The sequence below is a fragment of the Nostoc sp. FACHB-190 genome, from assembly GCF_014696905.1.
Classification (GTDB): domain Bacteria; phylum Cyanobacteriota; class Cyanobacteriia; order Cyanobacteriales; family Nostocaceae; genus Nostoc_B.
This window is the reverse complement of sequence record NZ_JACJQW010000033.1, coordinates 42,748-66,587: the sequence shown is the minus strand read 5'-3', so window position 1 is coordinate 66,587 and position 23,840 is coordinate 42,748. Positions and strand designations below refer to the sequence as shown.

General features: G+C 40.0%; 20 protein-coding genes. 12 read left to right on the top strand and 8 right to left on the bottom strand.

Annotated features, from left to right (window positions below):
• Positions 1–4 precede the first annotated feature (4 nt).
• Positions 5–406, top strand: coding sequence for a hypothetical protein (locus H6G28_RS27425; protein ID WP_190675673.1), 402 nt, complete (start codon positions 5–7; stop codon positions 404–406).
• A complete protein-coding gene (locus H6G28_RS27420; protein ID WP_242054659.1) occupies positions 399–1,796 on the top strand; it encodes a hypothetical protein in 1,398 nt (465 codons plus the stop codon). Before H6G28_RS27425 ends, H6G28_RS27420 begins: the two co-directional genes overlap by 8 nt.
• 2 nt (positions 1,797–1,798) lie before the next feature.
• Here H6G28_RS27420 and mobF read toward each other — a convergent pair whose 3' ends face one another.
• On the bottom strand, positions 1,799–6,256 hold the full coding sequence (mobF, locus tag H6G28_RS27415) for a MobF family relaxase (protein ID WP_190675671.1): 4,458 nt from the start codon (positions 6,254–6,256) through the stop codon (positions 1,799–1,801).
• Entirely contained in the window at positions 6,250–6,702 is a 453-nt protein-coding gene (locus tag H6G28_RS27410) for a hypothetical protein (protein WP_242054658.1), read from the bottom strand. Before H6G28_RS27410 ends, mobF begins: the two co-directional genes overlap by 7 nt.
• 421 nt (positions 6,703–7,123) lie before the next feature.
• Between H6G28_RS27410 and H6G28_RS27405 the strand changes: the two genes are divergently transcribed.
• From H6G28_RS27405 to H6G28_RS27390, 4 genes are all read left to right on the top strand, one after another.
• Positions 7,124–8,230, top strand: coding sequence for a ParM/StbA family protein (locus H6G28_RS27405; protein ID WP_190675669.1), 1,107 nt, complete (start codon positions 7,124–7,126; stop codon positions 8,228–8,230).
• The gene (locus H6G28_RS27400; protein WP_190675667.1) at positions 8,223–8,669 is read left to right on the top strand and encodes a hypothetical protein; all 447 of its coding nucleotides are present in this window, start codon (positions 8,223–8,225) and stop codon (positions 8,667–8,669) included. Before H6G28_RS27405 ends, H6G28_RS27400 begins: the two co-directional genes overlap by 8 nt.
• A 12-nt stretch (positions 8,670–8,681) precedes the next feature.
• Positions 8,682–9,509, top strand: a complete 828-nt coding sequence (locus tag H6G28_RS27395) for a hypothetical protein (protein ID WP_190675665.1) — start codon at positions 8,682–8,684, stop codon at positions 9,507–9,509.
• A 517-nt stretch (positions 9,510–10,026) separates the two neighbouring features.
• The gene (locus H6G28_RS27390) at positions 10,027–10,326 is read left to right on the top strand and encodes a hypothetical protein (protein WP_190675663.1); all 300 of its coding nucleotides are present in this window, start codon (positions 10,027–10,029) and stop codon (positions 10,324–10,326) included.
• A gap of 42 nt (positions 10,327–10,368) precedes the next feature.
• Here the strand turns inward: H6G28_RS27390 and H6G28_RS27385 are convergent, their stop codons facing one another.
• Positions 10,369–11,121 (bottom strand): antirestriction protein ArdA, encoded by a 753-nt coding sequence (locus H6G28_RS27385; protein WP_190675661.1) that lies wholly within the window; start codon positions 11,119–11,121, stop codon positions 10,369–10,371.
• A 306-nt stretch (positions 11,122–11,427) separates the two neighbouring features.
• Between H6G28_RS27385 and H6G28_RS27380 the strand changes: the two genes are divergently transcribed.
• The gene (locus H6G28_RS27380) at positions 11,428–11,625 is read left to right on the top strand and encodes a hypothetical protein (RefSeq protein WP_190675660.1); all 198 of its coding nucleotides are present in this window, start codon (positions 11,428–11,430) and stop codon (positions 11,623–11,625) included.
• A gap of 174 nt (positions 11,626–11,799) precedes the next feature.
• On the opposite strand, the gene H6G28_RS27375 is transcribed toward H6G28_RS27380, so the two are convergent.
• The gene (locus H6G28_RS27375; RefSeq protein ID WP_190675658.1) at positions 11,800–12,732 is read right to left on the bottom strand and encodes a DUF4351 domain-containing protein; all 933 of its coding nucleotides are present in this window, start codon (positions 12,730–12,732) and stop codon (positions 11,800–11,802) included.
• A 221-nt stretch (positions 12,733–12,953) separates the two neighbouring features.
• Here H6G28_RS27375 and H6G28_RS27370 point away from each other — a divergent pair, with 221 nt between their 5' ends.
• Together H6G28_RS27370 and H6G28_RS27365 are read left to right on the top strand one after the other, a co-directional pair.
• Positions 12,954–13,226, top strand: a complete 273-nt coding sequence (locus H6G28_RS27370; protein WP_190675716.1) for an HNH endonuclease — start codon at positions 12,954–12,956, stop codon at positions 13,224–13,226.
• 99 nt (positions 13,227–13,325) lie between these two features.
• A complete protein-coding gene (locus H6G28_RS27365; RefSeq protein ID WP_190675656.1) occupies positions 13,326–13,586 on the top strand; it encodes an HNH endonuclease in 261 nt (86 codons plus the stop codon).
• A gap of 447 nt (positions 13,587–14,033) precedes the next feature.
• Here the strand turns inward: H6G28_RS27365 and H6G28_RS27360 are convergent, their stop codons facing one another.
• Genes H6G28_RS27360 through H6G28_RS27345 form a run of 4 tightly spaced genes read right to left on the bottom strand, consistent with a single transcriptional unit; the run spans position 14,034 to position 19,854 of the window.
• Positions 14,034–14,960 carry a DUF6262 family protein gene (locus tag H6G28_RS27360; RefSeq protein WP_096586109.1) on the bottom strand — a complete coding sequence of 309 codons (927 nt, stop codon included), beginning with the start codon at positions 14,958–14,960 and terminating at the stop codon, positions 14,034–14,036.
• Positions 14,944–17,388: a site-specific integrase gene (locus H6G28_RS27355; RefSeq protein WP_096586110.1), complete on the bottom strand. Its 2,445-nt coding sequence runs from the start codon at positions 17,386–17,388 to the stop codon at positions 14,944–14,946. Before H6G28_RS27355 ends, H6G28_RS27360 begins: the two co-directional genes overlap by 17 nt.
• Positions 17,381–18,847, bottom strand: coding sequence for a tyrosine-type recombinase/integrase (locus tag H6G28_RS27350; RefSeq protein WP_190675654.1), 1,467 nt, complete (start codon positions 18,845–18,847; stop codon positions 17,381–17,383). Before H6G28_RS27350 ends, H6G28_RS27355 begins: the two co-directional genes overlap by 8 nt.
• Positions 18,847–19,854 (bottom strand): tyrosine-type recombinase/integrase, encoded by a 1,008-nt coding sequence (locus H6G28_RS27345; RefSeq protein ID WP_199332951.1) that lies wholly within the window; start codon positions 19,852–19,854, stop codon positions 18,847–18,849. Before H6G28_RS27345 ends, H6G28_RS27350 begins: the two co-directional genes overlap by 1 nt.
• A gap of 504 nt (positions 19,855–20,358) precedes the next feature.
• Here H6G28_RS27345 and H6G28_RS27340 point away from each other — a divergent pair.
• The 3 genes from H6G28_RS27340 to recD2 all read left to right on the top strand — a co-directional run bounded on the left by H6G28_RS27340 (position 20,359) and on the right by recD2 (position 23,815).
• Positions 20,359–20,937, top strand: a complete 579-nt coding sequence (locus H6G28_RS27340; RefSeq protein ID WP_190675650.1) for a hypothetical protein — start codon at positions 20,359–20,361, stop codon at positions 20,935–20,937.
• Positions 20,938–20,991: 54 nt separating this feature from the next.
• A complete protein-coding gene (locus H6G28_RS27335; protein ID WP_242054657.1) occupies positions 20,992–21,222 on the top strand; it encodes a hypothetical protein in 231 nt (76 codons plus the stop codon).
• A 259-nt stretch (positions 21,223–21,481) separates the two neighbouring features.
• Entirely contained in the window at positions 21,482–23,815 is a 2,334-nt protein-coding gene (recD2, locus tag H6G28_RS27330) for an SF1B family DNA helicase RecD2 (protein WP_199332950.1), read from the top strand.
• Positions 23,816–23,840 lie beyond the last annotated feature (25 nt).

Genomic DNA, 23,840 nt, shown 5'->3' with positions numbered 1-23,840 from the left:
ATTGATGAATAATTTTTCCGAGTATGAGTTAAATCTTCTAGCTAAACTACCACTAGATATTGCTTTACTAGCTGGTAAATATCGAATTGATATTATTAACGCGGCTGAATTTTGGGATGAACCACCATTTCCTGAAAACTATTTACCAGAAATGATTGAAATTTATTACGGCAATACTCCAAGTCCTCATGTGTTTATTTTGAATGGAAAACTAGAAGACTATAGGCTTGATGAAGTAGATATTAATCCAAATTCTATTGCCGTACAGATTGATGATCAATGGGCTTATATCCAAATTGAGGGACAAGAAATTCTCAATCGATTAGGTGGTGTAGTTTTACCAGATTTAGTGATTAAACCATCTGCGTTGTTAAATTCTGTTTTACAGGTAGAAAGTCATGGATGAAATTAAATCAGAAGGTAAACAAATACAGCAAGATTATTTAGAAATTCTCAATGATATCTTGCAAAAAGTTTTAGAGAAAGGACAGTTTCAAGGAGCCGATGTTAATAAAGATATATCAATTTTTGTAGGTAGAGACCTTCAGTATAAAGGTAATCCTAATGGGGAAGTATCCGTAAATCTGGTGAATTCAGATTTAGTGGAGCATCTGAAAAAAGCTATTAATTCCCCTCAAGATTTGAAAGGTTCTGTCCGAATTTTGATTGGTAAGGACAAAGCATTTCATGTTAAAGATGGAAAAATTTTAACAGATAAGCTAGGACTGGCTACTAAGAATGTTCAGAATTTAAATACTAGCCAAGCTGCAAATGTTACTCAATCTCAGAAACAATCAGCAGTTAGTATTGAGAATTTGCAAAATCAAGTTGATGCTTTACAACGTCAGGTTGAAGCGCAGCAGAAAGTAATTGATAGGTTCAGTAGTCAACAGCAAAAATCTCCAGAAGAAATTAAAGCACTGTTGGCGGAATTTAACAACCTCAAATCAGCTTTTGATGCACAGCAGCAAACAATTGAGCAGTTACAGAAAGGTTTAGAGGCAGTTAATAACCGTCATACTCCTCATGTACAAAATCAATCTTTAAAAGATTGGATGGGTAAACTCGAAAGCAATGTAAAAAAATCTGCAAAAGGTTTGTACGAACAAGTTAAATCTAATTTAACTCCAAAACTAGATGCAATTAAAACACAAATTCAATCTGCGCTAACCCCAAAAATGGATAAAATTAAGGCTCAACTTGAAAGTCAGATTGAGTCTCTTAAAAGTGAAATGCAATCGCAAATCGAAGCAGTGAAGTCTGATTTAAAAACACAAACTGATGTCGTCAAAACTGGAATTAGTGAAGTTAAGGGACTAGTACAAAATGAAATTCAACAGGGTGTAGAACGTCATCAAGCTGCTTTAGGTGCTATTGGTGGCAAAGTCTCAGAAGAAGTAAATACAGTACATAAACAAGTAACTCAAGCTGTTGGAGATATACATTCGGCACTGAATCATGCTGTTAAGCAAAATTATGAGAAAGTCACTAATAGTGTAATGGAGGCTAAAGGTAAAGCTATTGCTAAAAGTGTTGATTCTATGCTGCATCTTTTTGGAAAAACAAATTCTGATGGTTCAATGAGTTATGAAACTAAAAGTTTTAGTTTTCATAAACAAGGGAGTAATCTTTCTATTACATCTAAAGATGGTAGACCTGTGATGATAGAAGGTGACTTAACAACTGCTGCGACCGAAAAAGATGTAGAATCTCTCAACAAAGTAGAACAGGTGGTTCATAATTATTTGAAACCAAAAATGCCATCTCAATCACAATCATCAAAATTAAAACGATAATTTTATCTCCTAAAACCTCGTCTTGGTTGTGGTGAAGGCTGACGGTCAATAGTCAATTTAGCTTGAATTTCTCTTTCCCTTTGTCTTTGTGTCTCTTTAATGCTTGTGAGACGCTCTTGTAATTGAGGAGATTTGAGTAAATTATAAATAATACTCATCTCTATAGTTTTGTGTTCTCTCTTCCAGGTTTCATGATTTTGAACCTGGATTTCCCATTGGCTAGTATTTGATTGGAGTTGTTGTTTTTGAGTAAATAATTCTTTGATAGTGCTAATAGTTTCTAATTGCTGATTTAGCAATAAGTCATACTTATTACTCAACTTATGGAGTGGAATCAACTCCATTGCTTTGATAGCTTTCTCTTGTTGAGCGTGTTCTATCCACAAACTCTCAATTTTTTGTTGGAGCTGAGTAATTTGACTTTCAATTGCTTGCCTATCAATTGCAGACGGCACTTGTGCTGCTGGTTCTGAAAAATATTCCTTAATACCTTGCTCTAAATACAGTAGCTCTTGGTTAGTTAGTTCATCGATTGCTTTCTTAAATGCTGATGGAGTAAGTTGACCTGAAAAACGCTGTTGGAGTCGTTGTTTACGTTCCTGTTCACTCAACTTTTTGGGTGGCGCTGGCGGTGAGTGCCGTTGTTTATTATTATGGTCTCGCCATGCTTTAAGGGTGAGAGCCTCATAAAACGCTTTTTCGTATGCCAATGGCCCCACTGCCATAATTAAATCGTCAACGCCTTTATCTGGCCCTGGCAAAGTCACTACACTGACTTTAGCTCCACGTTCTTCAAGTAGTCCACCAGTACGTGAGATCGCAATCTCTATATTTCGCTGAGTCTCAAGTCGCGTCTCATAATCAAAGCAGAAAGTCATCTCGCGTTCTGGTGTGGCGAAAACAGCTAACTCATCCATGAGCCTAGCTTTCACCTTTTCGCCAAGCGCATCCTTACTGCGATAACCGGCATAAATTCCAGGCAGTCCAATTGCTGCATGACCCTGGCTCAAAAGACTGGCAGCTTTTTTGGCTCCTTCGGTGATCGTAACTGGTAGGTTGTACTTCCAAACACAATACCAGAATCCACTGGTGCGATCGCGTTCGGTGGGCTGTACCCCAAATTTTTCATAGATACGCCCTGCTATATCATCTGGCACATCTAATAGGAAAATGCTCAGTTCAGTTTTGGGTGGATGCTCATATTTTATGAGTTTGCTGGGGTTATCAGCTTTTTCTCTGGGATTATTGGGTTTGTAGCATCCCCACAATGTTCTATCAGGTTTATCCCCCGACTGAAGGTCAGCAAAAGACTTAGGATTGACACCAGCATCACACCACCAGCCGCCCGATTCAATATGAGTATACTTGCTCATAATTCCCGACGATAACTTACCTGTGTTAGTGCGAGGCAACCCCTCACTGTACATCAGATATTCCCAAGCCTCATGCTCCCAATCAAGAGTCTGATGCAGACTTTTGAAGTTAAGGGTGGCAATTTCAGGATGAATAGCACTACCTTCTACCAATTCTTGCCAGTGTTCAAAATCCAGCCGTTCAGAGGCTTCACCCACATGAAGAGGAGTCCAAAATGCTACTGTCGGCTGTGTCTTTTTAGGAACTGGTTTCTTAATAACTGGCTTGGGAGTAGGGATAGGAGGTAGAGGGGCAAGGGTGCAGGGGGGCAGGGGGGAAGAATTGGGCTTCGGGGCAGAGGGGCTGGGGGGCAGAGGGGAAGAATTAGTATAAGATTTCTCCTCTGCTCCACCCTGCGGGTGGAGCGAAGCGGTACCGCTCCCCTGCTCCGAAGCTCCCCCACTCCTCCGCTCCCTTACCTCTATTCCCTGCTGAGTAGTAGTTGTTTTAGCTACAATCGCATCAGCTATTTCCTTCTCTTGCTCTAACTGGCGTTGCTTCATTAATTCCTTCTGCCGCAGCAGCGCCAAGGCATTTTCCTTAGCTCTACTATGTTGCGCCCAATTCAGTAATTGGGATTTATCCTCTGTATAAAGCTTAAGGGAATACTTAGCACGGCTGACGGCAACATAAAAGCTTTCTTGTCCGATGGTATTGTCAGTAGCAATCAGTACAGAGTCAGCAGTTTTACCTTGACTGCTATATGTAGTGCTGACAAGCGCATAATCTAGATGTTGTGATTGTTGCAGGTTAATAAATTCAGTTTGACCATTTTCTAAATATTGGATTTGTGCGTTATCACCTGCAATTGCTTTAACGACGAACTCTTGACCGTTGCGCCGTCCCAATTGTCGGTCGTTTTTCGTCCAGCGTAAGCGATCGCCCTCGGCAATTTCAATCTGTTGATGTTGATAAACTGCCTTGTTAAATCCCGTGTCTACTTGAAAGTATTGCCCATCCTCTGCTTTGAGAATTAATTGGTCAGTATCCTTACCTACTACTTCATATAGTTTTCCCTTGGACAGCCCCCGGCGTTTATAACTGCGGATGGGCATAACCAAATCACCCAGTTCAAAGTTGTGAGTGTAACGCTTTTGTACTGAGGTTAAGTCTTTGGCTTGTAGTTGGGTGATGTTTGTCCCATTCCTTAAACTACCCTCGACTTTCATCTGTTGCCGAATCGCTTGAGTGATAGCCAATCGCTCAAAGTTTGTGCCTGCTAGTACCAGGGTTCGCGCCCGTTGTATGGGTGTGGCTGTCATATATTCACGGGCAATCGTATCAATTTTAAGTTCGGCTGTAACGCTATGAATACAACCGTTTTCATCGAGGCGTTCAAAACCTTCTTCAATGCGACCTTCAGCAATTAGGTCTACTGCTAACTTCAACTTTGGCGCACGTTGTCTATGAGATTCATTTAAATGAATGGTTTTGATTCCTGCTTGTTGCAAAGACTTAAAAGGACTGCCTGCTTCTACAGCTGATAACTGCTTTGTATCTCCCACTAACAAAACTCTGGCTTGCTCAAGAGTAGCTCGTTCTAAAAGAGCAAAGGCATCTTTAGCACTAAGTAACCCTGCTTCATCCACAACCCAAATTTGATTCGGTTCAATTTCCGGTGACGGTTCAGAAACTAGCAATCTAGCAACAGTCTCGGCCTGGATATCTAATTCTTGACCTAAAACTTTGGCAGCCATTGAACTGGGAGCAAAGCCTTTGATGGTATAGCCAGAATCGGTGGTGATCTCTTTTAATTCCTTGAGGGCGAAAGTTTTCCCAGCACCAGCTACCCCCTGCCATGCCACAAACTGGTCTGTTGTTGTGACCGCCGCTTCTACTGCGCGACGTTGATCAATGTTTAAAGCAGTTTTGGCCAAATGATGTTCAACTACTTCTCGTTCAGCGAGTGGGCTGACCTTGCCCTGTCCAGACTGCATGAGTTTAATGGTTGCCAGTTCCCGGTTGACTGCGGCCAAGGTTGTAAAATCACGGGTTTCTGGAGACAGGCTGAGTAATTCAGGGTTAGCTTTAACTAAAGGTTCAATAGCTCTAACATCTGTAGCTAGTCCTTGGTTGAGGATGAACTTTTCCAAATCCTCCTGGGTAAAGGCTACATTTCTTTCGGAACAGTGAGCGATCGCCGTATCCAAATTCTCATAGCTGACTAATCTTGGTTGTAGTTCTGGTTGTGCTTCTAGAGGTTGTACAAACTCGATTCCCAGTGCCGCAGCTTCTTCTCTCCACCTAGCTTTTAGTTCACTTGGATTAATCTTTTGCTTCAAGTTGCGAGTGGCAGTCCAAGCTGCTTCTCGCTCTACCCATGTTGAATTTTCGCCGGCGGCATCTAATATTTGCTGTCTGCGCTTGGAGAATTCTTGTAAGTCCTGTTGGCAAAAACCTTTAATTTCAAACTGCCCATGTTTTAAGGCTTCTACCTCGTACCCTAACTTCTGCACCTCTACTGCTAAGTAGTTCTGGTACACCATACCCAGAAATTTCTTATTTTTAAAAATCTCATCATTGAAAAGACTGTACCATGAGCCATTTTCTAGCTGCGTCATATTCATAACTAAGGCATGAGTATGCAGATGTGGGTCGAGTTCTCTGGTTTCCATGTGGTCAAACTCTGCTACTACTAAATTGTCAGTCTTGATAAGTTGCTGTCCCTTGTCCGTTGTCGCTCTGGTGTAGCTGTAGCGTTCTTCGATCAGCGATAGGGTCTTTTGTACCGCCAATGTATGGGCGGTAATTAATCTCTCATCTCCACCCACTAATGCTTGCAGACTAACACTTTTTGGCGCAGAGAAGGTAAAGTCAGTTGCTGACCGACGCTGTGATGAATCTAACTTTCTGGCGCTCAGTTGTTGGCTACCATCAGGAGATCGCCCATTGACAATATGAGTAAAGGTTTCTTGATGTTCAACTGCTCCTGACAATCCTAATTTTTTTGCACCTTTACCAGACCAACGTGAACTACCTTCTTGGTAGTAACCTGCCATGAAATAATGTACAGCTTGCTGTGGTTGGGTATTTTTTCCTGTCAGCATGGTTGTACATTCCTGGGTGAGAATTCGAGTTTCAAACCTTGGAATAATTGAGGTACTTGACTGGGGTCGCTGACTAAAAATTCAAGTTTTATTTCTGCATAATTGTTGAGTTCGCTGATGACTTTTTTAAAGTGGCACTCATCAATACACCAAACTTTGAATGCAGCATAATGATTTGGCTTTATCTCATAAAAAAATCGTTCGGTCTCTGGTAGCTTTCTAAAGACTTCTACTGCCTGGGCATGATATTTACAAAAGTTAAAACCTACCCAATTGACTTTTTTGAAACAGCTTACCCGAATAACCACACTAGCAGAATCTTTGAGTGAAGAAGGCAGAAGACTACTCCAATAAGAGCTACTTTTCCAAAAACACATCGCCATCATCTGATGTGCTTCTGTCTTGAGTGCCTTAAAGGTTACTTTCTGTAGTGCTGGATAATTCAAAACTTAATATTCATTTACATACTTTGTTCTTCCCTTTCAAATTTTAAATTAAACCGGATTTTTTCGGCAAAACTTTTTTGCGTACTGTGCGAGAGTTTTTGGCAGGGAGTCCAGAGGGAGAAATCCCTCTGGTAAATTCAGTTTTTCAATGCAAAATCCTTATATTTACCTTACAAATACCTTGAAAATACCTTAGTAATGCCATTGATTTACCTTATTTTCTCCTGATTAGCAAAAATTTCCGAAATTTTCTATATTTTGGGAATTTTCGAGAGGATGATTCCTTTTATTTGCCATTGAAATGCCATTGATTTACCATTGAAATTCCTTATATTTACCTTTTTGTAAAATTCCTTAATTTTGCCTTTTTTTTAGCAGTTTGTTGTTTAATAAATAAAGGATTTCAGCCAAGCAAATAGCGATGGCAGATTTAACAATTGCATTTGACCCAGGTTCGTCCCTGAGCAAGATTTTCTACACTCTCAAATCCTTCCAGCCGGAACTACTACTGATGGAACCAGAAGTTGCCCAAGTTCCTGTCGCTAGTCTTGTAGCTTACGAGTCAAGCTGTGTTGGTAGTCCGGCTCCTGAAAATTCTGCTTGGGTTGAGTACAAAGGACAGTATCGGGCTGTTGGGTTTCTCGCCCAAGACCGATTCTATGCAGATTTAAAACTTTCTGAACCGAAGTTTGAACTCGCCCTTTATAAGACTTTGGCTCTTGTGGGCGCTCTTGTGCAGAAAAAATCTCTACCTAATGGTGCAACTATCAATCTAGGTGTGCTGCTGCCTTATGGTGAGTACGAAGACCGCAAATTATTTGAACAATTAGTGACTGAAGCTCTGGCTGGTTTTCGTTTTCGCGGAGTGGAACATTCGTTTGAGTTAAAAAGTTTTCTTTGTCGTCCAGAAGGTTTTGGTTTAATTTCACGAGGTCGCGCTCCTGGTTCTAGTCTCAAGGAGTGCAAAATCGCGGTGATCATGATTGGTTATCGCAATATTTCTGTACTGATTATGGACAGAGGTATGATTTCTCAGGGGATTACAGAGGATTTAGGATTTAACAAGTTAGTTGGCTGTGTACAACGTTTAGTGTCTGGACAAAAACCCCTGAAGTTGGCCGCGGCTATTTCTAAGGCTGGTTCTAAAATCAGCACCAAGGCTTTAACTCACTTGGTACGGGTTCAAGACCCTGGTTTACGAGATACAGAACTTTCTCAAATTAGATCAGCAGTAACAACTGCGCGGGAGGAATACTGGATTAGTCTTACTAGTTGGTTACGTAGTCGCATCCCCTCTGATGTGGACGAAATTATATTTGCAGGTGGTACTGCTCACTATTTATCTCGTGAGTTAAATAATCTGTTTCCTTATGTCCAGAAAGTCTGGTGTAACGAACTAGAGGCACAAATCAACCGCAACTTTTTAGCTGATGTGTCCCGTAATGGATTGGAATTTCGACTTACCGATAATTACGGACTCTTTTATTACTTGTGTGGAAGTGCTGAAAGGATGACGACTCATGCCTAAACAAGTCGATTTTCGCTTTCAAATTAGTGAGCATTCCCCCTATGCCACACTGATTAAATATCTCAGTCCTAAGAATAAGTTGCTTGAGTTCCCACGGCACAATATGATTACCTGGGCGCTGGCTGCTTTTTGGCATCCTTTAGCTTGCAAGTGGTCTGGGAGATTCAGTGATGCTGACTTGAAACTGAAGGCCAGAACTGCCATCTATCAACTGCAACAACAGATTATTTATTTAGCCCATGTTTTTGGTTTGGAGAGTGAGTTGGGAAATCAGGAGATACTCACCAATCCTTTCCATTATGATGCTGACCTTGAGCCAAATTTCGATGGTTCTACACCAAAATCTTTACCTACTCTCAATCAAAGTGATGGTGAGCAAGATTTGAGATCACTAATGAGTTGTGAAAACGACGAGCTACTAGATGAAGCATTCAAGTAGGAGTTAACAATCATGCCGTACACTAAAGAAGCTCTGCAAAATATTTATTCCCTGTCTGTGGAAGATGTCAATGCAACTCTCAGTGCTTGTGGCCTGTCTCCAGATTGTGATGAGTATGCTGATGAAGATATCCAATCCGGTTTTGATACTGTTCGTCAATACTTTACTTCTGAGCGTGTCACAAACTACCAAGAAGCTACAAATCTATTCCAACAAGAATTAGAAGTGAGGCAGCAATCAGAGAATAGCCCAAAACCTAAAGGAAAAAAATTTAAACTTGGGAAGAATGAAGTCACTGCTGAACCTTTAGATATCTCTGCATTGTTATCTACAGTTAAAGAGCGAGTTGGTATGAAAATCACGCTGGGTGAATCTCTCTCTATTTTGCAAGCTTGTGGACTTCAAGACCAGGATGAATATGACAAAGCCCAGTGCGATCGCTTCCTGGAAGCTTGTGATTTAATCAAAAATCAAAATAAATCTTTAGACGAAGTTGCACAACATTTTGGGATAAGTAACTCGGCAGCAGATGTAGATACAGATAAACTTCTGGATGAACTTGGGGAAACTACGGCTTTACTCGGTGAGGAGGAACGGCAGTTAATTCAAGAAATGGTGCGACAGAAAGCCAAAGGAGATATGTCTGGCCTACCTAAACTCTATCTACAGGCTTTGTTAGAGGAAATGCGATCGCCCCAATTTCAACAAGAATGGCAGGAATTACGAAACGGATTTAAGTCTAGGGTCATGGGAAAAAAGCCGACTTCCCCAATATTCCAGCCGCAGCCGCCTTTAATGAGCTTGCCGCCGACATCGGAGAATGGGTCAACATCCGAATAGCCGAGGAAAAACATACTATTGAGGTCAAGGCACATAAAGTTATTGAAGAAAAAGCCAAGATTCGAGCTACTCAAATAGCCTTAGATAAGCTCAATGAATCTCAGAAGTGGATTGAAATTGAACAGAAACAAGCACAACTTAGAAGCCAGCGATCGCAGCAATTCAAACTCAATTTAATTTACTTTACACGCTGGATTGGCTCAGGGTGGAAAGGTTGGTTATTTTATTTGGGTTCGTTTGGAATTTACATATCTTTGGGTTTTGCTTTGGGTGTTAACTTTCCTTCTGTGATTGCCTGTCCTAACACCAAAAGCTACTGTTATCTTTTGCGATTGGATAAAACAAAAGTGGTTATTCCTAGTGATTACATCCAACAGCCATCTCAAAATCACTTCAAGCGTAAACGTTAATTTGTTGAGTAGTTTTCAGGTTGGCAAGTTGATAAACGTCAATTTGTTAAATGGTTAACTAAAGTATCATTGACAGCTTTTCTCATTGAAAAAGAAGTAGGAAAATTATGGTTGAGCCATTAAATAGATATGTTGCTGTCCCGGATAACAGTTATTTGTATGTATTGCAATCTCGTTATGGTAATACCTTTCAATGGCTAAATGCTGAAGAGAAACTAGCTTTGCTAAAAGCAGTAGTTTTTCAAATAGAAGCAATGAGGATTCAATCTCAAGGAGAAGATGCTGTGATAGAAGGAGAGAAATTTTGTGAATCTATAGCCAATCAAATCCGCATCTTAGTTCCACAATCATCATTATTGGGATTAGCAGAAGCTTTAATTGCTCAATTGAAAGAAGAAATTCCTTAATTGATTTAGTCAGGGGTAGTTAACTACTACCCCATGATCTTATTAGTGACGACTAAAAACGTAGACTTTGTTGTAACTTTCCTCTACTGAATAGTAAGAATCGATAAACCAATCACGGGCTATTGCTGATAAATTGAGGTAAAAGCTAGGAATACCCATGTCTTCTAAGCTTTTAATCAATCCTTGTTGTTCGAGTTGGTTGTAAACAAAATCTTCTTCGTTTTCATATTCACCCCAGTAATGCTCTTGAAAATTTTCTACAGTAGCGTCACTACTGTCATATTCATAATAAGCGGCGTAGGCTTCACCATGCTCTGCTAATATTTGAGCAAGTTCGGCTAATTTTTCTATGTCTTCGTATTCGTCAATATGGATACCATGCCAATTTTGAAAATCATGGATTGCCCATTCTTCACAGGCTTCATAATTACAGCAGGGCGACCAAGATAGCATCCACTCAATATCATCTTGAATGTCTGAAGCATCTTGTGTACAGTCTATCCACATTCCGTGAAGTTTACCGTTGTTATATGCAGATAAACAAGCTACATAAATCTGGGGTACATCATCATCTTGACATTCACGTTCATGCTTGGGAAATGGGAGCAAGCAGTTAGCACCTTCTTCTATTGGTAAGTCAACGCCAGCTAGACCAATTGCTAACTCTACTGCTCGTTTTTCTTGATAAGGGAAGGTTAAAATATGACCTTCAAGACGGTAGTTATAAATCTGTTCAGCAACTAATTGAGCATCTAGTTCTGAGTGAAATATTAGAGTGTTAGAAAACAAATTCATGTGTTAGAATCCTCGTAGTGATAAGAACTCAGAAAAAGCACCTTTAGATTAGTAGTCGGGGGTGCTTTTTCTGTTGTTGGTGTAAAAGGTTTGGACTTGGCGCTACATCTTAAATTTCACGCTTCGGTTCGGTTCCGTTACCGGGAGTTTTTGTGGCGCTCCGTTCCTATTCCTTACTCTTTTATTATCCCATATATATATGGGTTTTTATATGAAAAATCAGGAATTCATGATTAAAATAACTAATATATTGCCATATATATACGGGATTTGTTAGAATTGACTTATCTAAGGAGACTCATTCTTATGGAAAGAAATGATATTGCCACTCGCTTTCAATCAAAAGGAGTAGGAGTTAAATCCGGTGCAAAACCTATTTCTGTGCTACTTCCAGAAGACTTAGATACTTATGTCCGAAATAAGCCAAATCGGTCTGAATGGCTGCGGCAGGTTATTGCTGAAGCAGTTGATAAAGAACGTTCTGCCCAATCTCAACACCAATAACTTGTTCTGAGGGAAATAACCGTCCATTACCGATTTAATGCAGGCGATCGCTGTGTTACTGAAATAGGATAGCTAACCATATAATTGAAAATTTAAATGTTATCAAATTTTATTTAAAAAGTCGGAGAGTTTATCCCCGACTTGGTAATAAATTAACTAATCTATTGATGATATTTATCTCGATTGCTGGTTGAACCAATTTTCTAAATCAACAACAGTAGTAAAATCTAATAATGCTTCTCCTAAATTCTCTAATTGTTCAACAGATAATTTTTGAACTCGCTCGATTAATGAAGCATCAATTTCACCAAGACGACGATTGAGTAAACGAAGTATTAAGCTTTGTTCTCCTTCTTTGATTCCCTCTTGCTTTCCTTCTTGTCTTCCCTCTTGTCTTCCCTCTTGTTTGGCTTGTTCTCTATCTCTTTGATAAAGTGGTTCTAATCGCATGATCAACTCCTGGTCATCTGCTTCTAATTCTTCATTTACTCTCAAGTTTTCGCGCAAGTTGTAGACTAATTCAAGTGTAGCTTTCTGGTATGGATGATTTAATGGTAACGCTTGCAACTCAATAATTGCTTGTGACTGTACGCTTCCTCTACCCAAAAGCCTTAACCATAAAGTTTCTGGTGTCGGCGGTAGTTGGTGTATTGCCACAATTGCTGTTCGGAAAGCATCTGGAAGAAAATGTACTCCTGATAACCAATCTTCTTTTTGTACAGTTCCAAAGCTAGACAATCTAGTTTCAGATATGGTTGGAGTCAAAACCCACAACTGGGGAATTGCTGAGTCCTGAAGTTTGGTTTTATTTGCTTTAGCTTCTCGTCGTAAAAGAGCCTTAACCTCTAATAATTTGAGAATACAGTCACAAATTTCATCTAGAGAAGCTGGATTACGGTATGGTTCTATTATTGCAGGATGTTCAGCAAGTCTTCCTAGCAAACCGAGAATTGGTAAATTAGAGTTTTGCTGTTGGAAAGGAGTAAATAAAACATCTATCTCTTTAATCTCTCCTGAGACTTTTTCTGATGCTTTGACTTCTCCGTAATCTTTTAATAATTCTTCTAAATAGTCTTTGGCGAATTTATCATGTACGAACCGTGTCATGAAAATTAAATATTGAGAATATAATTAGGTAGATTTAATAATTATATTATTTAGTTGTTTGTTAGTAAAAATGTATTTTATAAATTGTAATTTTGTTTTAAATATCATGGCGTTGAACAATGGCTATACGACTTATTTATTATATTTATGCACATAAAGCAATAGAAATTTAGTAATTTTATAAAATAAGTTGAGCTAATAACAAAAAGTATGAAAAAACAATCTTTTGTGAACTATGTGAAAGAGAGATGGAGTCCTTAACTGTCCACCACTTAATTGCCCGACAAAATACTAAACGCAAGAAGCAAGAACCTGGCCCCACCGCAAATATTTGTTCTGCTTGTCACCGACAAATTCATGCCTTATTTGATAACAAGTTACTTGCAAAGGAACTTAACACCCTAGAAAAACTTCGCAATGAACCGCAAATGCAGAAATTCTTAGTATGGGTAAGAAAGCAAGACCCCAACAAGCGGATATCTGTCCATCACTGAATTTGGTAATACCAAGATATTTCTGCAAAATACTTGTGGAAGTCCGATAACTGATAAAATCATTGATAATTTAAGCGATAACAAGCTATCAAATTTTGCATGAGTCGAGGGCTATATCCTGAAAACTGGAAAGAAATAGCTACTGCGGTCAAGGAATCAGTAGGCTGGCGTTGTCAAAAATGCCATAAACTCTGCTTAAAACCAGGAGAAAAAACTCCTAATTGGACTTTATCTCAACGTCGAGCTTACACGTTGCAGGTGCATCATTGGAATCTAAATCCTGCTGATAATCGCTTAGAAAATCTTGCCCCATTATGTAGTGGCTTATGTAGAATCCACGTCGTAGAAGCCCTACTGTGACTGAATTAGGTGAAATTCTTCTACAACGTAACCCATGAGAACTCCCTTAAAAGGGAACAGAAAAATTTACAAAATGTAACTAGTATTTTTGACTCAGTACCTCACTCTTCAGAGCCTAATTATTAAAATCATTGTGTTGACAGATTCTTGCTCCTGAGCAGCAAAAACGTGGTTGAGATGACTGTAAAAATTGCCTACCAACTTGACAAATGGCTTCAATCGAAGTGGCAAAGAGATACGCGATTCTACACCTTAACCCTTTGCCAAAACCTATTTGGAGAATGGACGATCACTAAAACTTGGGGCAGTGCTATATATCGAGGATTCGGCAAGTCAAAAGATTTAGATTGCCCTGATTATCAAGCAGCGTTAATAACTTACTACAAGCTGCAAGAGCGAAGAGAAAAGCGAGGGTATAAAAGAGTTGACTCATAGTCAAGATATTGATTAATCTTCATCCAATTCCATTTTCGCTTTAGCTATTCGCCAGGAGAGTAGTTCATAACCTGATAAAAATTCATCATTGCTGACTCTAACCAAAATTTCTCCTTGCTGTACGGGTAAATATTTTTTCGGAATATCCTGACAGAAACCACTCTCAATAGCCTGACGATACCAACGTTCAAACTCATCCTCAACAGGAGTTATCGCCTTTTGAGGAACATTAGGGAGAGCTTCATCACGAATCATTGCCAGCAAGCAAGCACCGGGATTCTTGATACTGTTATGGCTTCGGTACTGCTGGAAAGCAGATATTGCCAACTTCACTTTCTCTGGCTCGTGTTTGGCTATTTCCTGTTTTAATCTAACGCCGATTTTGATGCCCATTTCGGTAATTAAGCGAGTAATTTCTGGAGATGGATTCTGGAGTGCGACGTTATCAGAATTCTTGGGAACCGAGTTCAAAGAAACAACTTTTGGGGATGATTCAGGTGTGGTCAACAGCTTAATTTGTGTTCGCAGTCGTTCACATTCGGACTTCAACTCGAAAATTTCAGCCACATGACCCCTCAAGTTTTCATTCTGTCGCTTTAATTCTCTATTTTCATCTGACAGTTCTCGAATCCGTTGCTTGAATACTTCACTTAGAGTTTTGAGGCTATGGTGTCCTGGTTCTTTCGACTCTAATGAGTTGAGTTGCTGTGTTTTTTGTGACTGTAAATCATGAATGTATTCAGTTAATTCTGTCCATTTATAAAGATAGGAAATAGAACAGCCAGCGACTTGAGCAATATTGGGGAAATTCAAGGGTTTACCGCTTTTTTGAATCTCTTCAATAGCGCGAAATACTTGTTCACGTTTGTGTTCTTTTCGCTTTTGTTGGGCTGAGAGAAGGACAGCAGTCTGTTTTTCCCGATTATGTTGCTTGGTCATGAGCAACTTTCCTCAAATCTGATAGCCATTTATCCATTGCTTCTAAGGTAGCCTTGGATTCAGAATAAGCGAGGGTAGCTCCAGCTTGTTTAGCTGACTCCATGCGTTTTTGTTCTCCAGCATATTGCTGTTCATAAAGGGGTAATTTACTGGTACTGGGGCGGAAACTACCACAGCCGTAACATTTGGGATAGAGGTTGTAGATACAGTTTGTTTTGGGGTCAAGGGTGCAGTGACCATAGACCACCAGACGAGGTGAAATTTCCAGGTCGAGTTCGTAGGCTTTCGGGTTTTTGAGAAGGCTTTCAGGTAAGGTTTGCCAGGGGAGGAAGCGGTTTTGTGAATTCAGCAGTAGTTCCTGAAAAGGTAAATCTACTGCCGCTACTTGCTCCCTAGTGGGAGGTGCATAGTGCTGAAATGTCGTTTCACTATTGAGGTGGTCAGCATAGAGTTGAGCTGCTTCCATTCCATGTTTAGCCCTCACTTCTTGCAGGCGACTAGCGCGGGTAATCTTACCTGTAAAGTAGGGTTTAATACCATTGCTATCACGAATATCTTCTCGCTCTATTAACAGACGAATAAGACGAACCATTGGGTTTTCATCTGCTGTTACTTGCGGGGGTTTGGGTAATGGTTTGATGCTAGAAAATGATGGGTAAGAACTCTGTTTAATACTTCTAAAATGACAAAACAGATAGGGGTAATCTGAGCCTAAGATTTTCCTAATCCATTGCTGTTGTTGTTCAATAACTCGTCTAATCTCACGAGAAGCAGGTAGTCTGTGCCATCGTTCTACCTTATGCTGATAAAACTTGATATACCATTGGCCGTTTTCTTCAACTAAACAATCAAAAGCCATTTGACAGATATCTGCTGGACGAGCAGCCGTAAATTCTTGCACTAAGTAGTGACGAGCAACAGGAGCAGGAATTTTATCGAGATGCTGTTTAATTCCTTGACGGGTGATTTCATCCAACCAATCCACGTCCTGAATTGTCTGTTTAGGAATATCTCGATGACGAACTAAACTTTGAGATTCTAATCCTAAAAAATCAAAAAAATCTTTGAGGATATATAGCTTTTCTCGAATGGTTCGATTACAGTTACTTTGATTGAGGTCGAGAAAGGCTAAGATTAGTTCCCGCTTAATATCAGAGAGTTGGTGGACATGATGTTGCTTCAAAATTTGACTAAACTGACGCAAAGCCACCAGAGAATTCATCGGTTTTGCACTAGCTGAGTACTTACCTGATTTGAGTAAGGAATATAGATATTGCTTGACTAGGACACGAAACCACTCAGGTTTAATTGACTTAAAGTTAAGGATTTTCACGGGTGGGTTTTTGATAAAATAGCGAAAATCCCAAACATCATCATCAAAACAGAAATTCAATAAAGTTTCTTGTTGTTGATACCCAACCCAACTGCCATAACTTGTGGCGTGAGGGTGAAAATTTATGTGGCAGAAGTAACAGCGACAATTACTCTGGCTGCTATTGGTTCCAAAGGTCTCGTAAATCCACCCTTTCTGTCCATTAGGGCCAATTTGATGGCACAGGGGATTAGGACAAACTAAATGCTGACGATAACTGTGAAACTGAGGCGGAACTTGGCAACAAAGCAGAGTTTTAAGGGAACAAGAATTACATCCTAGTTTGAGTTGACAACTAAGTCCATCGTCATAATGAAATTTGCTGATTTGTCCCTGATTACACTGAGGACAGATAAATTCGCCAACATACTGTTCTGCCCAATTGACTGATAGAGTCCCTTGAAGAGTTTGGTGAATGGAAATTGGTAAATGTTTAAATTTACCAGTCAGGTATGTTACTTGATGACAAAAATCACATCCCAATCTCAGTTTACAAACAGATCCTTTCGAGTAAGAAAATCTGTTGAGTTGTCCCTGATTGCACTGAGGACAGATAAACTCACCAGCATAATCTGTCTTCCAATTGACTTGTAAAGTACCGTTAAGGGTCTGGTGAATTGAGATAGGTGGGTGTTGAGGAACTTCACAAGTTAAGTTAGTTATCTGAGAGCATGAATCACATTTAAGTCTCAGTTTACAAATAGGTTTTTCAGAGTGATGAAAATTGTTAATTTTTCCCTGGTTGCAGTTGGGACAAATAAACTCGCCAGCATAATCTGTTTGCCAATTTACTTGTAAAGTACCGTCAAGCGTTTGATGAATTGAGATGGGTGGGGACTTTCTCAGTTGGTAAGAGAGGGGAGTGGATTTGTGGCAAGCTTCACAGCTTAATTGAATTTGACACAGTGTTGTCTTGTCGTAATAAAAATGGCTCAATCGTCCGCGATTACAAAGGGGACAAACGAATTCATGATTATAGTTCTCTGACCAATTTACTTGTAAAGTACCGTCAAGGGTTTGGTGAATTGAAATCGGTGGATGCTTGCGTTTACCCATTAGTTTTATGCTCTTGAAGATGTTGTAATTCTGACAAACCGTCAAGACGTTTTTGGATTAAAGCTAATAAGTTAGTAATCTCAGTTACTCGTCTTGACTGTCCATCTTTTTGAGCTTGATAATAGTTTTGCTGTAAGCGGTTCAAGTCAGCTTCTAACTGGGATTTATCTTCGGGCGTTATCCGATGATGAGGACAACTTAGACAGGCATAGCGATGTTGACAATCTCCTAACATGGTAGGACGATGACATTCTCCCAGGGGGGTACTAACTTTGAGGAGATTAGCTAATTTTTCATACCTAGTTTTTCTTGGTTTAAAAGAAGTAACTCGACCATACATATCCACATAACCTTTGAGATTAGCTTCTTTTTCTAACCTGATAAGCGAACGCTGACGATAATGAGGTAGCATATCTAAGGAACCGTGACCTAGTACGGCGGCGATATACTCATCCTCTACCTCACAATGAGCCATAATGCTGGCTTTGGTGCGGCGAAACATATGGCTAGTGAGTTTAAATCTGTTGCCATGTTTGTCTTTTAAGTCTGCTACTTCTCGAAAATTAATTAGCCAGTTACTAATTCTCAATCTGGTAATTGTTTGGGGTTTATAGAACAGTGTTGTGTCTAGTTCTCTATCAGCCCAAGGAATACTTTGATGATGAGTATAAACGGTACAAAATAGTTTATCGAATTCAGAATCTCTCCCAAATTGAGCATCGAGAAATCTCTGCTGTTCTTGGACTAATTCAGCTACTAAAGGATGAATCTGAACAAACCGCCAGTGTTGGCGTTTTTCAACCCAACGTAGTAAGAACCATTTGTCACTTTCCTGTTTCAGGCTATGGCGTGGCATAGTGAGAATTTCTCCAATGCGGCAGCCTAAAACCAATTGCAAGCGAAACAGTCTTTCAATTGTCGGGGGGAATAAGTCAAACTTTTCGTAGATTTGGTAAAGTACTTCCTCTGGAATGGTCTCAATTTTAGGAGTATTTTGTTTAAGTTTGATGGGGATAAAGGGAATTTCTAGCCACTGTTCTTCTTTCCAAAGATTGAGGGCATAAGCAATCGCATTCTGACGATTACCGCTATTAATTTCACTAATAAATTGATGAAGGAGTGCTTCTGTCAAAGATTGGGGTTGTGTATATCCATACTTACATAAAAAACGATCTAAATGCTTTAAACAGCCAAGGCGATGAATAATACGACCGAGGGAATATCGCTCAAGAACGCTGGCTTTAATGGTTAGTTGGGTCAGATGTTTTAACCAAGGCAGTGAAAACTTGTGAAAGTAGAGATGATAATGTCCATTAATTCGACATTCTTCTTGGCTATAACCTAACTCTAACAGTGACCAAACATCTTGATTCATTAAAGGGTCATTAATCCACTGTTTCCCTAACTCAGAGAGTGCAATTCGCTTCTGTAATGCTTGTAGTGCAAATGCTTCTGCCATTAATTTTCTTCTTCTCTTAAGTATTGCTCTAGGGTCATTTCATCAAGAACATGACTGTAAATGTCTTTTGTTGTGACAATTGAACGATGTCCTAAAAGCTGTTGTACATATTGGTCAAGATAATTATCTTGCAGCATTCTAGTAGCGAAGGTATGGCGAAATAAGTGCGGATGTGCTTTAATTCCTGTTCGTTTATGAAGTTGGTCAAATAATTTATTTAAGCGAACTAAAGACATCGCTTGTCCTACCCACTTACCTGATAAATTGACGAATAACATTCCATGTCCCAAAGTTTCGGCTCTATGCGGATATTCTTCTAATAAGTAGGCATGAAATGTCTCTTGAATAGCTGACCGTTGGAAAAGAATAGGGATTTCTCGTTCTCTTCCTTTAGCCATTGCGCGATTAGGATTGTCTTCTCTGCGTACAATCCGAATGCGTCCACTGACATCTAAGTTTTTCACATCTTCCAGGTGTAATCCTAACAGTTCTCCCCGCCGCACTCCTGTTGAGCGCAGCAGCATGATAATTAACCTGTCTCGATAAGTTGTACAGGCGTTGGCTAAGGCTGCGACTTCTTCATCTAGTAAACAACCACTAAAGAGTTTTGGTTCTTTTATTTTGATGCGTTTACTCTTTTGTAGATTGCTTTTAGCGATTCCTCTAAGAAAGCCTCCTCGTTTTCCCCAACTATGCGTTAGTTTCGTGAAATGTTTTTCCTCAATCCTGCCTTCAATTGTGTGATAAGTATAAAATTCTTGGATGGCGGTGATTGCTTGATTGACAGTGCGAGGACTCCTTTTGGCAACAATTTCTCTCACATTTTCTGATATTGCTTCAACTTCGCCACCTAGCAAGTACCAATTCACAAAGTCTGCCAATTCATTTAACCCAACCTCATACCAGTTGAGAGATTTGGATTCTAGCCAGCGCCAAAAGTCTACCAATCGATAAGCGTATGTACTGACTGTGTTAGGTGCTAATTGTCGCTTTCTACAATAGTTCAAAAACCTTTGGATTGGTTCTATAGGTAGGCAGGTTTGCTGGTCAAAAACACAACTAAATCGTGACTCCGTGTCAGGGGATATCGCCCATTCTACCTTGACCATTTTCTACGTTGTGGAAATTAAGTTGTTTCTACCCTAACGCAAGAATTGGGGCTGTTGTTGTTGTTCTTTCTACGTTGTAGAAGCGGTTGTTATTGTCTATATAAAGTGGCTGTCATCTTTATTACCATCGATTTGGGCGAGGTAATATTTCTCCAGGACAACTATCATTGTTTTGAAGTTTAAACCCTATCATTTTGAACTCAGAGAATACACAGGTCAAAAGTGTAAATTAATTTATATCTACATTTTTAACTGCCTTACGAGTTCAACCTGTGCAAAATGCACAGATTTGTTAAGAGATCATATAGGCGATTGCTTCTAAATCCAGTGTCTATTTGCAGAAGCTTGCAGAAATAAAAGTGGTAAACTTTGTCTATACCGAGGTATGTACTGTGTGTAGAAATGGCGAACGTAGAACGGGAATCGATTAACTTCAAACTGCCCAAAGTATTAGCAAATGCACTTCGTAAGGCAGCAAGAGAACGGAAAACCACCGCTACAGATTTGGTTATCCAAGGACTACACCAGATTTTAGGCGATGTACCGGGTACAGAAGTAAGTGTAGAAATTCGCTTGTATCAACTGGAAGAGGAGTTTTTTCGTTTCCAGGAAAGTGTGAGGGAAAGTAGCAACGACCAGCAAGAAAAAAGATTAACTAATCTCGAAGGTAAACTCGAAGAACTAGCTCACAAACTTTCAAGATTTGAAGGGGCATTGATACAAATGCACAATAGTATCAATACATCAAGGTCACGTAACAAATCAGGCGGCTACTCTTATCAGACGAGTGCGCCAGTCAAGCTTCAACCCCACAATGCAGAAGACTTAGCAAAGCGGTTTGGCACTACAGCATCTACCATCGAAGAAAAACGTGCAACATCAAGCCAAAAAGATTTTGAGAGGTGGACACAAGACCGCGACTTTATTCATCGTTCTTGGCGGTTTAATGAGAAAGATGGGCTATATTACCCAATGGATTAAATAGATAGGTTGATAGTTTCTCTTTTGCGCTTTTGCGGAAACAGGAGATGACCAATGGCCATACCACTTGCCCAGATGAAAATAGGATTATCAGTTAAGTATCTGATTGGCACAAGAAGCAGGTTGACTGCAAGAGTAAGCGAGATCAGAAAATGTTCTTTGAGCATCAAAGATACTCATGTGATAACGTTGACATTTGATGATGAATCGCTGCCACCGCACTTGAGAACCCAAGATGTTACTGCCTATAACGGCGTGGTTGAGTGGTGTGAAGTGGAGTTTTAACGTCAGGGAAGTGCTAGTAGTCCAGGTTTTGGGTGAGGGAGATTTTGGCAGCACGTCCCGCCTGATGAAAAACTGCGATGATTCGGCTCATAAGTGAGTTGGTTTAGCTGCACCGTTACAGTTGAAGATAACGGTAATCTGTCTTTTGGCAAATGTTTATTTTTGTTAGTGGCTGATATTTTATTGAAAAATGTGATCAAATAGGTGATAGCCAATTTAATCAGGCAAGAATGCTGTCCTTGCATGGAGGATGATGTGCATGATGATTTCGTTCCCTCAAGTCGATAAAATTCCAGAATTAAGCTTGAGCGAAATCCAGCAGTATTTAGAAAGTGGACTTTTTCGAGGAATTGGAAAAAAAACGGCCCAAACTCTTGTTAACTACTTTGGCTATGACACCTTATTGGTATTAGATGCCCATCCAGAAAGACTAAATGAAATCCCTGGATTTGGTGAATATCGAATCGCTAAAATTACCTCTTCTTGGTCAGAGAGTAAAGTCAATCCGACAAGAGGAGCTATTGCCCAGCTTTTGGCGGTAGGAACGTCACTGAGGTTAACCTTAAAGATTTGTGAGCATTACGGACATAAAACCTCATCGGTACTCAAAACCGATCCTTACAAATTAATTGATGATATTGAGGGCATCGGCTTTAAAACTGCTGATGAGTTGGCAATATCTCTGGGTATTCCAGTTACAAGTGATAGTCGTTACGAAAAAGGTTTACTCCATGTCTTGAAAGAGGCTTTAAGTGAGGGTCACTGTTTTCTACCTGAATCTCATTTGCTGGCGCGTTCTTTCTCTTTGCTCCAGCGTCCTCACCACACACCAGACTATAAATCTTTGAATACTATTCTTGGTAAGTTAGTTGAGAACCAAACTTTAGTTTATGGCGAGGTAGCCAATAGTGTTTATGCTAGAGCCGCCTACCGCGCTGAACTTTCTGTAGCGTTAAAAATCCAAACTTTAGTTAATCAACCAACTTACTCGACCGAACATCTGGAACATTGGTTAGCGGACTTTGAAGCCCCAGAACATCGTGAACTCTCACGCTTGAGTCCTGAACAAATCAGTGCTTTATTAATGGCAGTTAAACATCCTATTAGTATCATCACAGGCGGGCCAGGACGCGGGAAAACCTATGTGTTAAAAACTTTGGTGCAATGGTTGGTATCTACTAGGGCGAATATAGCACTTGCAGCACCAACCGGAAAAGCAGCGAACCGAATGAAAGAATCAACTGGAATGTCCGCCAGCACCATTCACCGTCTACTGCAATGGCAGGGAATTGGACAATCATTTCACTATAACGAGCATAATCTCCTGCCAATTGATTGGCTGATTGTTGATGAATTTTCGATGGTGGACATATTCTTATTTAATTCACTATTAAAAGCTTTACCAGCAACAACACAAATTTTGTTAGTAGGAGACTCAGACCAATTACCGAGTGTTGGGTCTGGAATGGTGCTGCGAGACTTGCTCTGTGCTGAAATAGTGCCGACAACAAGATTGCAAACTATTTATCGACAGCGAAAGGACAGCCCAATTATCTATGCAGCTAGTGACGTAAATTTTGGTACAGTCCCGCCATTGGACAAATTTAATCAGGCTCCTTCGTGGATGGATGTAGGAGAGTGCGCCATGCTAGAAGCTAGTTCACCAGAAAAGACAGCTAAAAGCATTGTTGAATTAGTCGCCTCAATGAAAAAAGAGAATGTAGATTTAAATCAAAACGTAATAGTGTTAGCACCCCAGAAGGAAGGGGCGGCTGGTGTTCACAATCTCAATAAACTTCTTCAGCCCATCTTTAATCCCAAAAAATGTAACCAGCCAGAAGTTGTTGTCGGCTCGGTGGTGTATCGAGTTGGGGATAGGGTGATACAACTTAAAAATCGTTACGATACCGTTCCGCCAGTAATGAACGGCGAGACTGGACAGGTAATGGCAGTAGATGAGAAAAAACAAATGGTGAAGATTTTATTTGAAGGAGGCACGATTGTTGATTACTATCCTGGTTACTTTGAGCAAATCATGCACTCATTTTGTATAACGTGCCATAAGAGTCAGGGCAGTGAATTTCAGTATGTGATTTTCCCTTTGCTAATGTCTAACTACCGAATGTTAACCCGTCAACTGCTTTACACTACCATGACTCGCGCTCAAGGGACATTTATCGCGGTTGGACAACCAGAAGCATTAAAGATTGCGGTAGAAACAGATAAACCTGCAAAACGGTTTACTGGTTTAATGGCTTTACTCATTTCACCAATTGATGAACTAACCAGAACTTTCTTGCGTTTAAGTAAAGCCAAAACGGTTGCAAGTGCAACACCAACCACCGTCACCATTGCGTCTAGACTACAAGAACGTAAACTCACTGCCACACCTGGACAGATGACAACTATCGGTACTATAGCTCTACAAATGTATGAAGAAAAATATGGACATCGACCGTCTAAGCAACTGGAACAGGTAGGCAAGTTTAAGTTTAAAACTTATCACTACGAAACTGAGGTGGTTGAGTTAATTGACTCGGCAATTGATTTGGTGATGAGAGAAAGTCATAGTGAAAGCAACGCGCTTGAGTAATTGTAGAGAAATCCGGGTTTAAAGA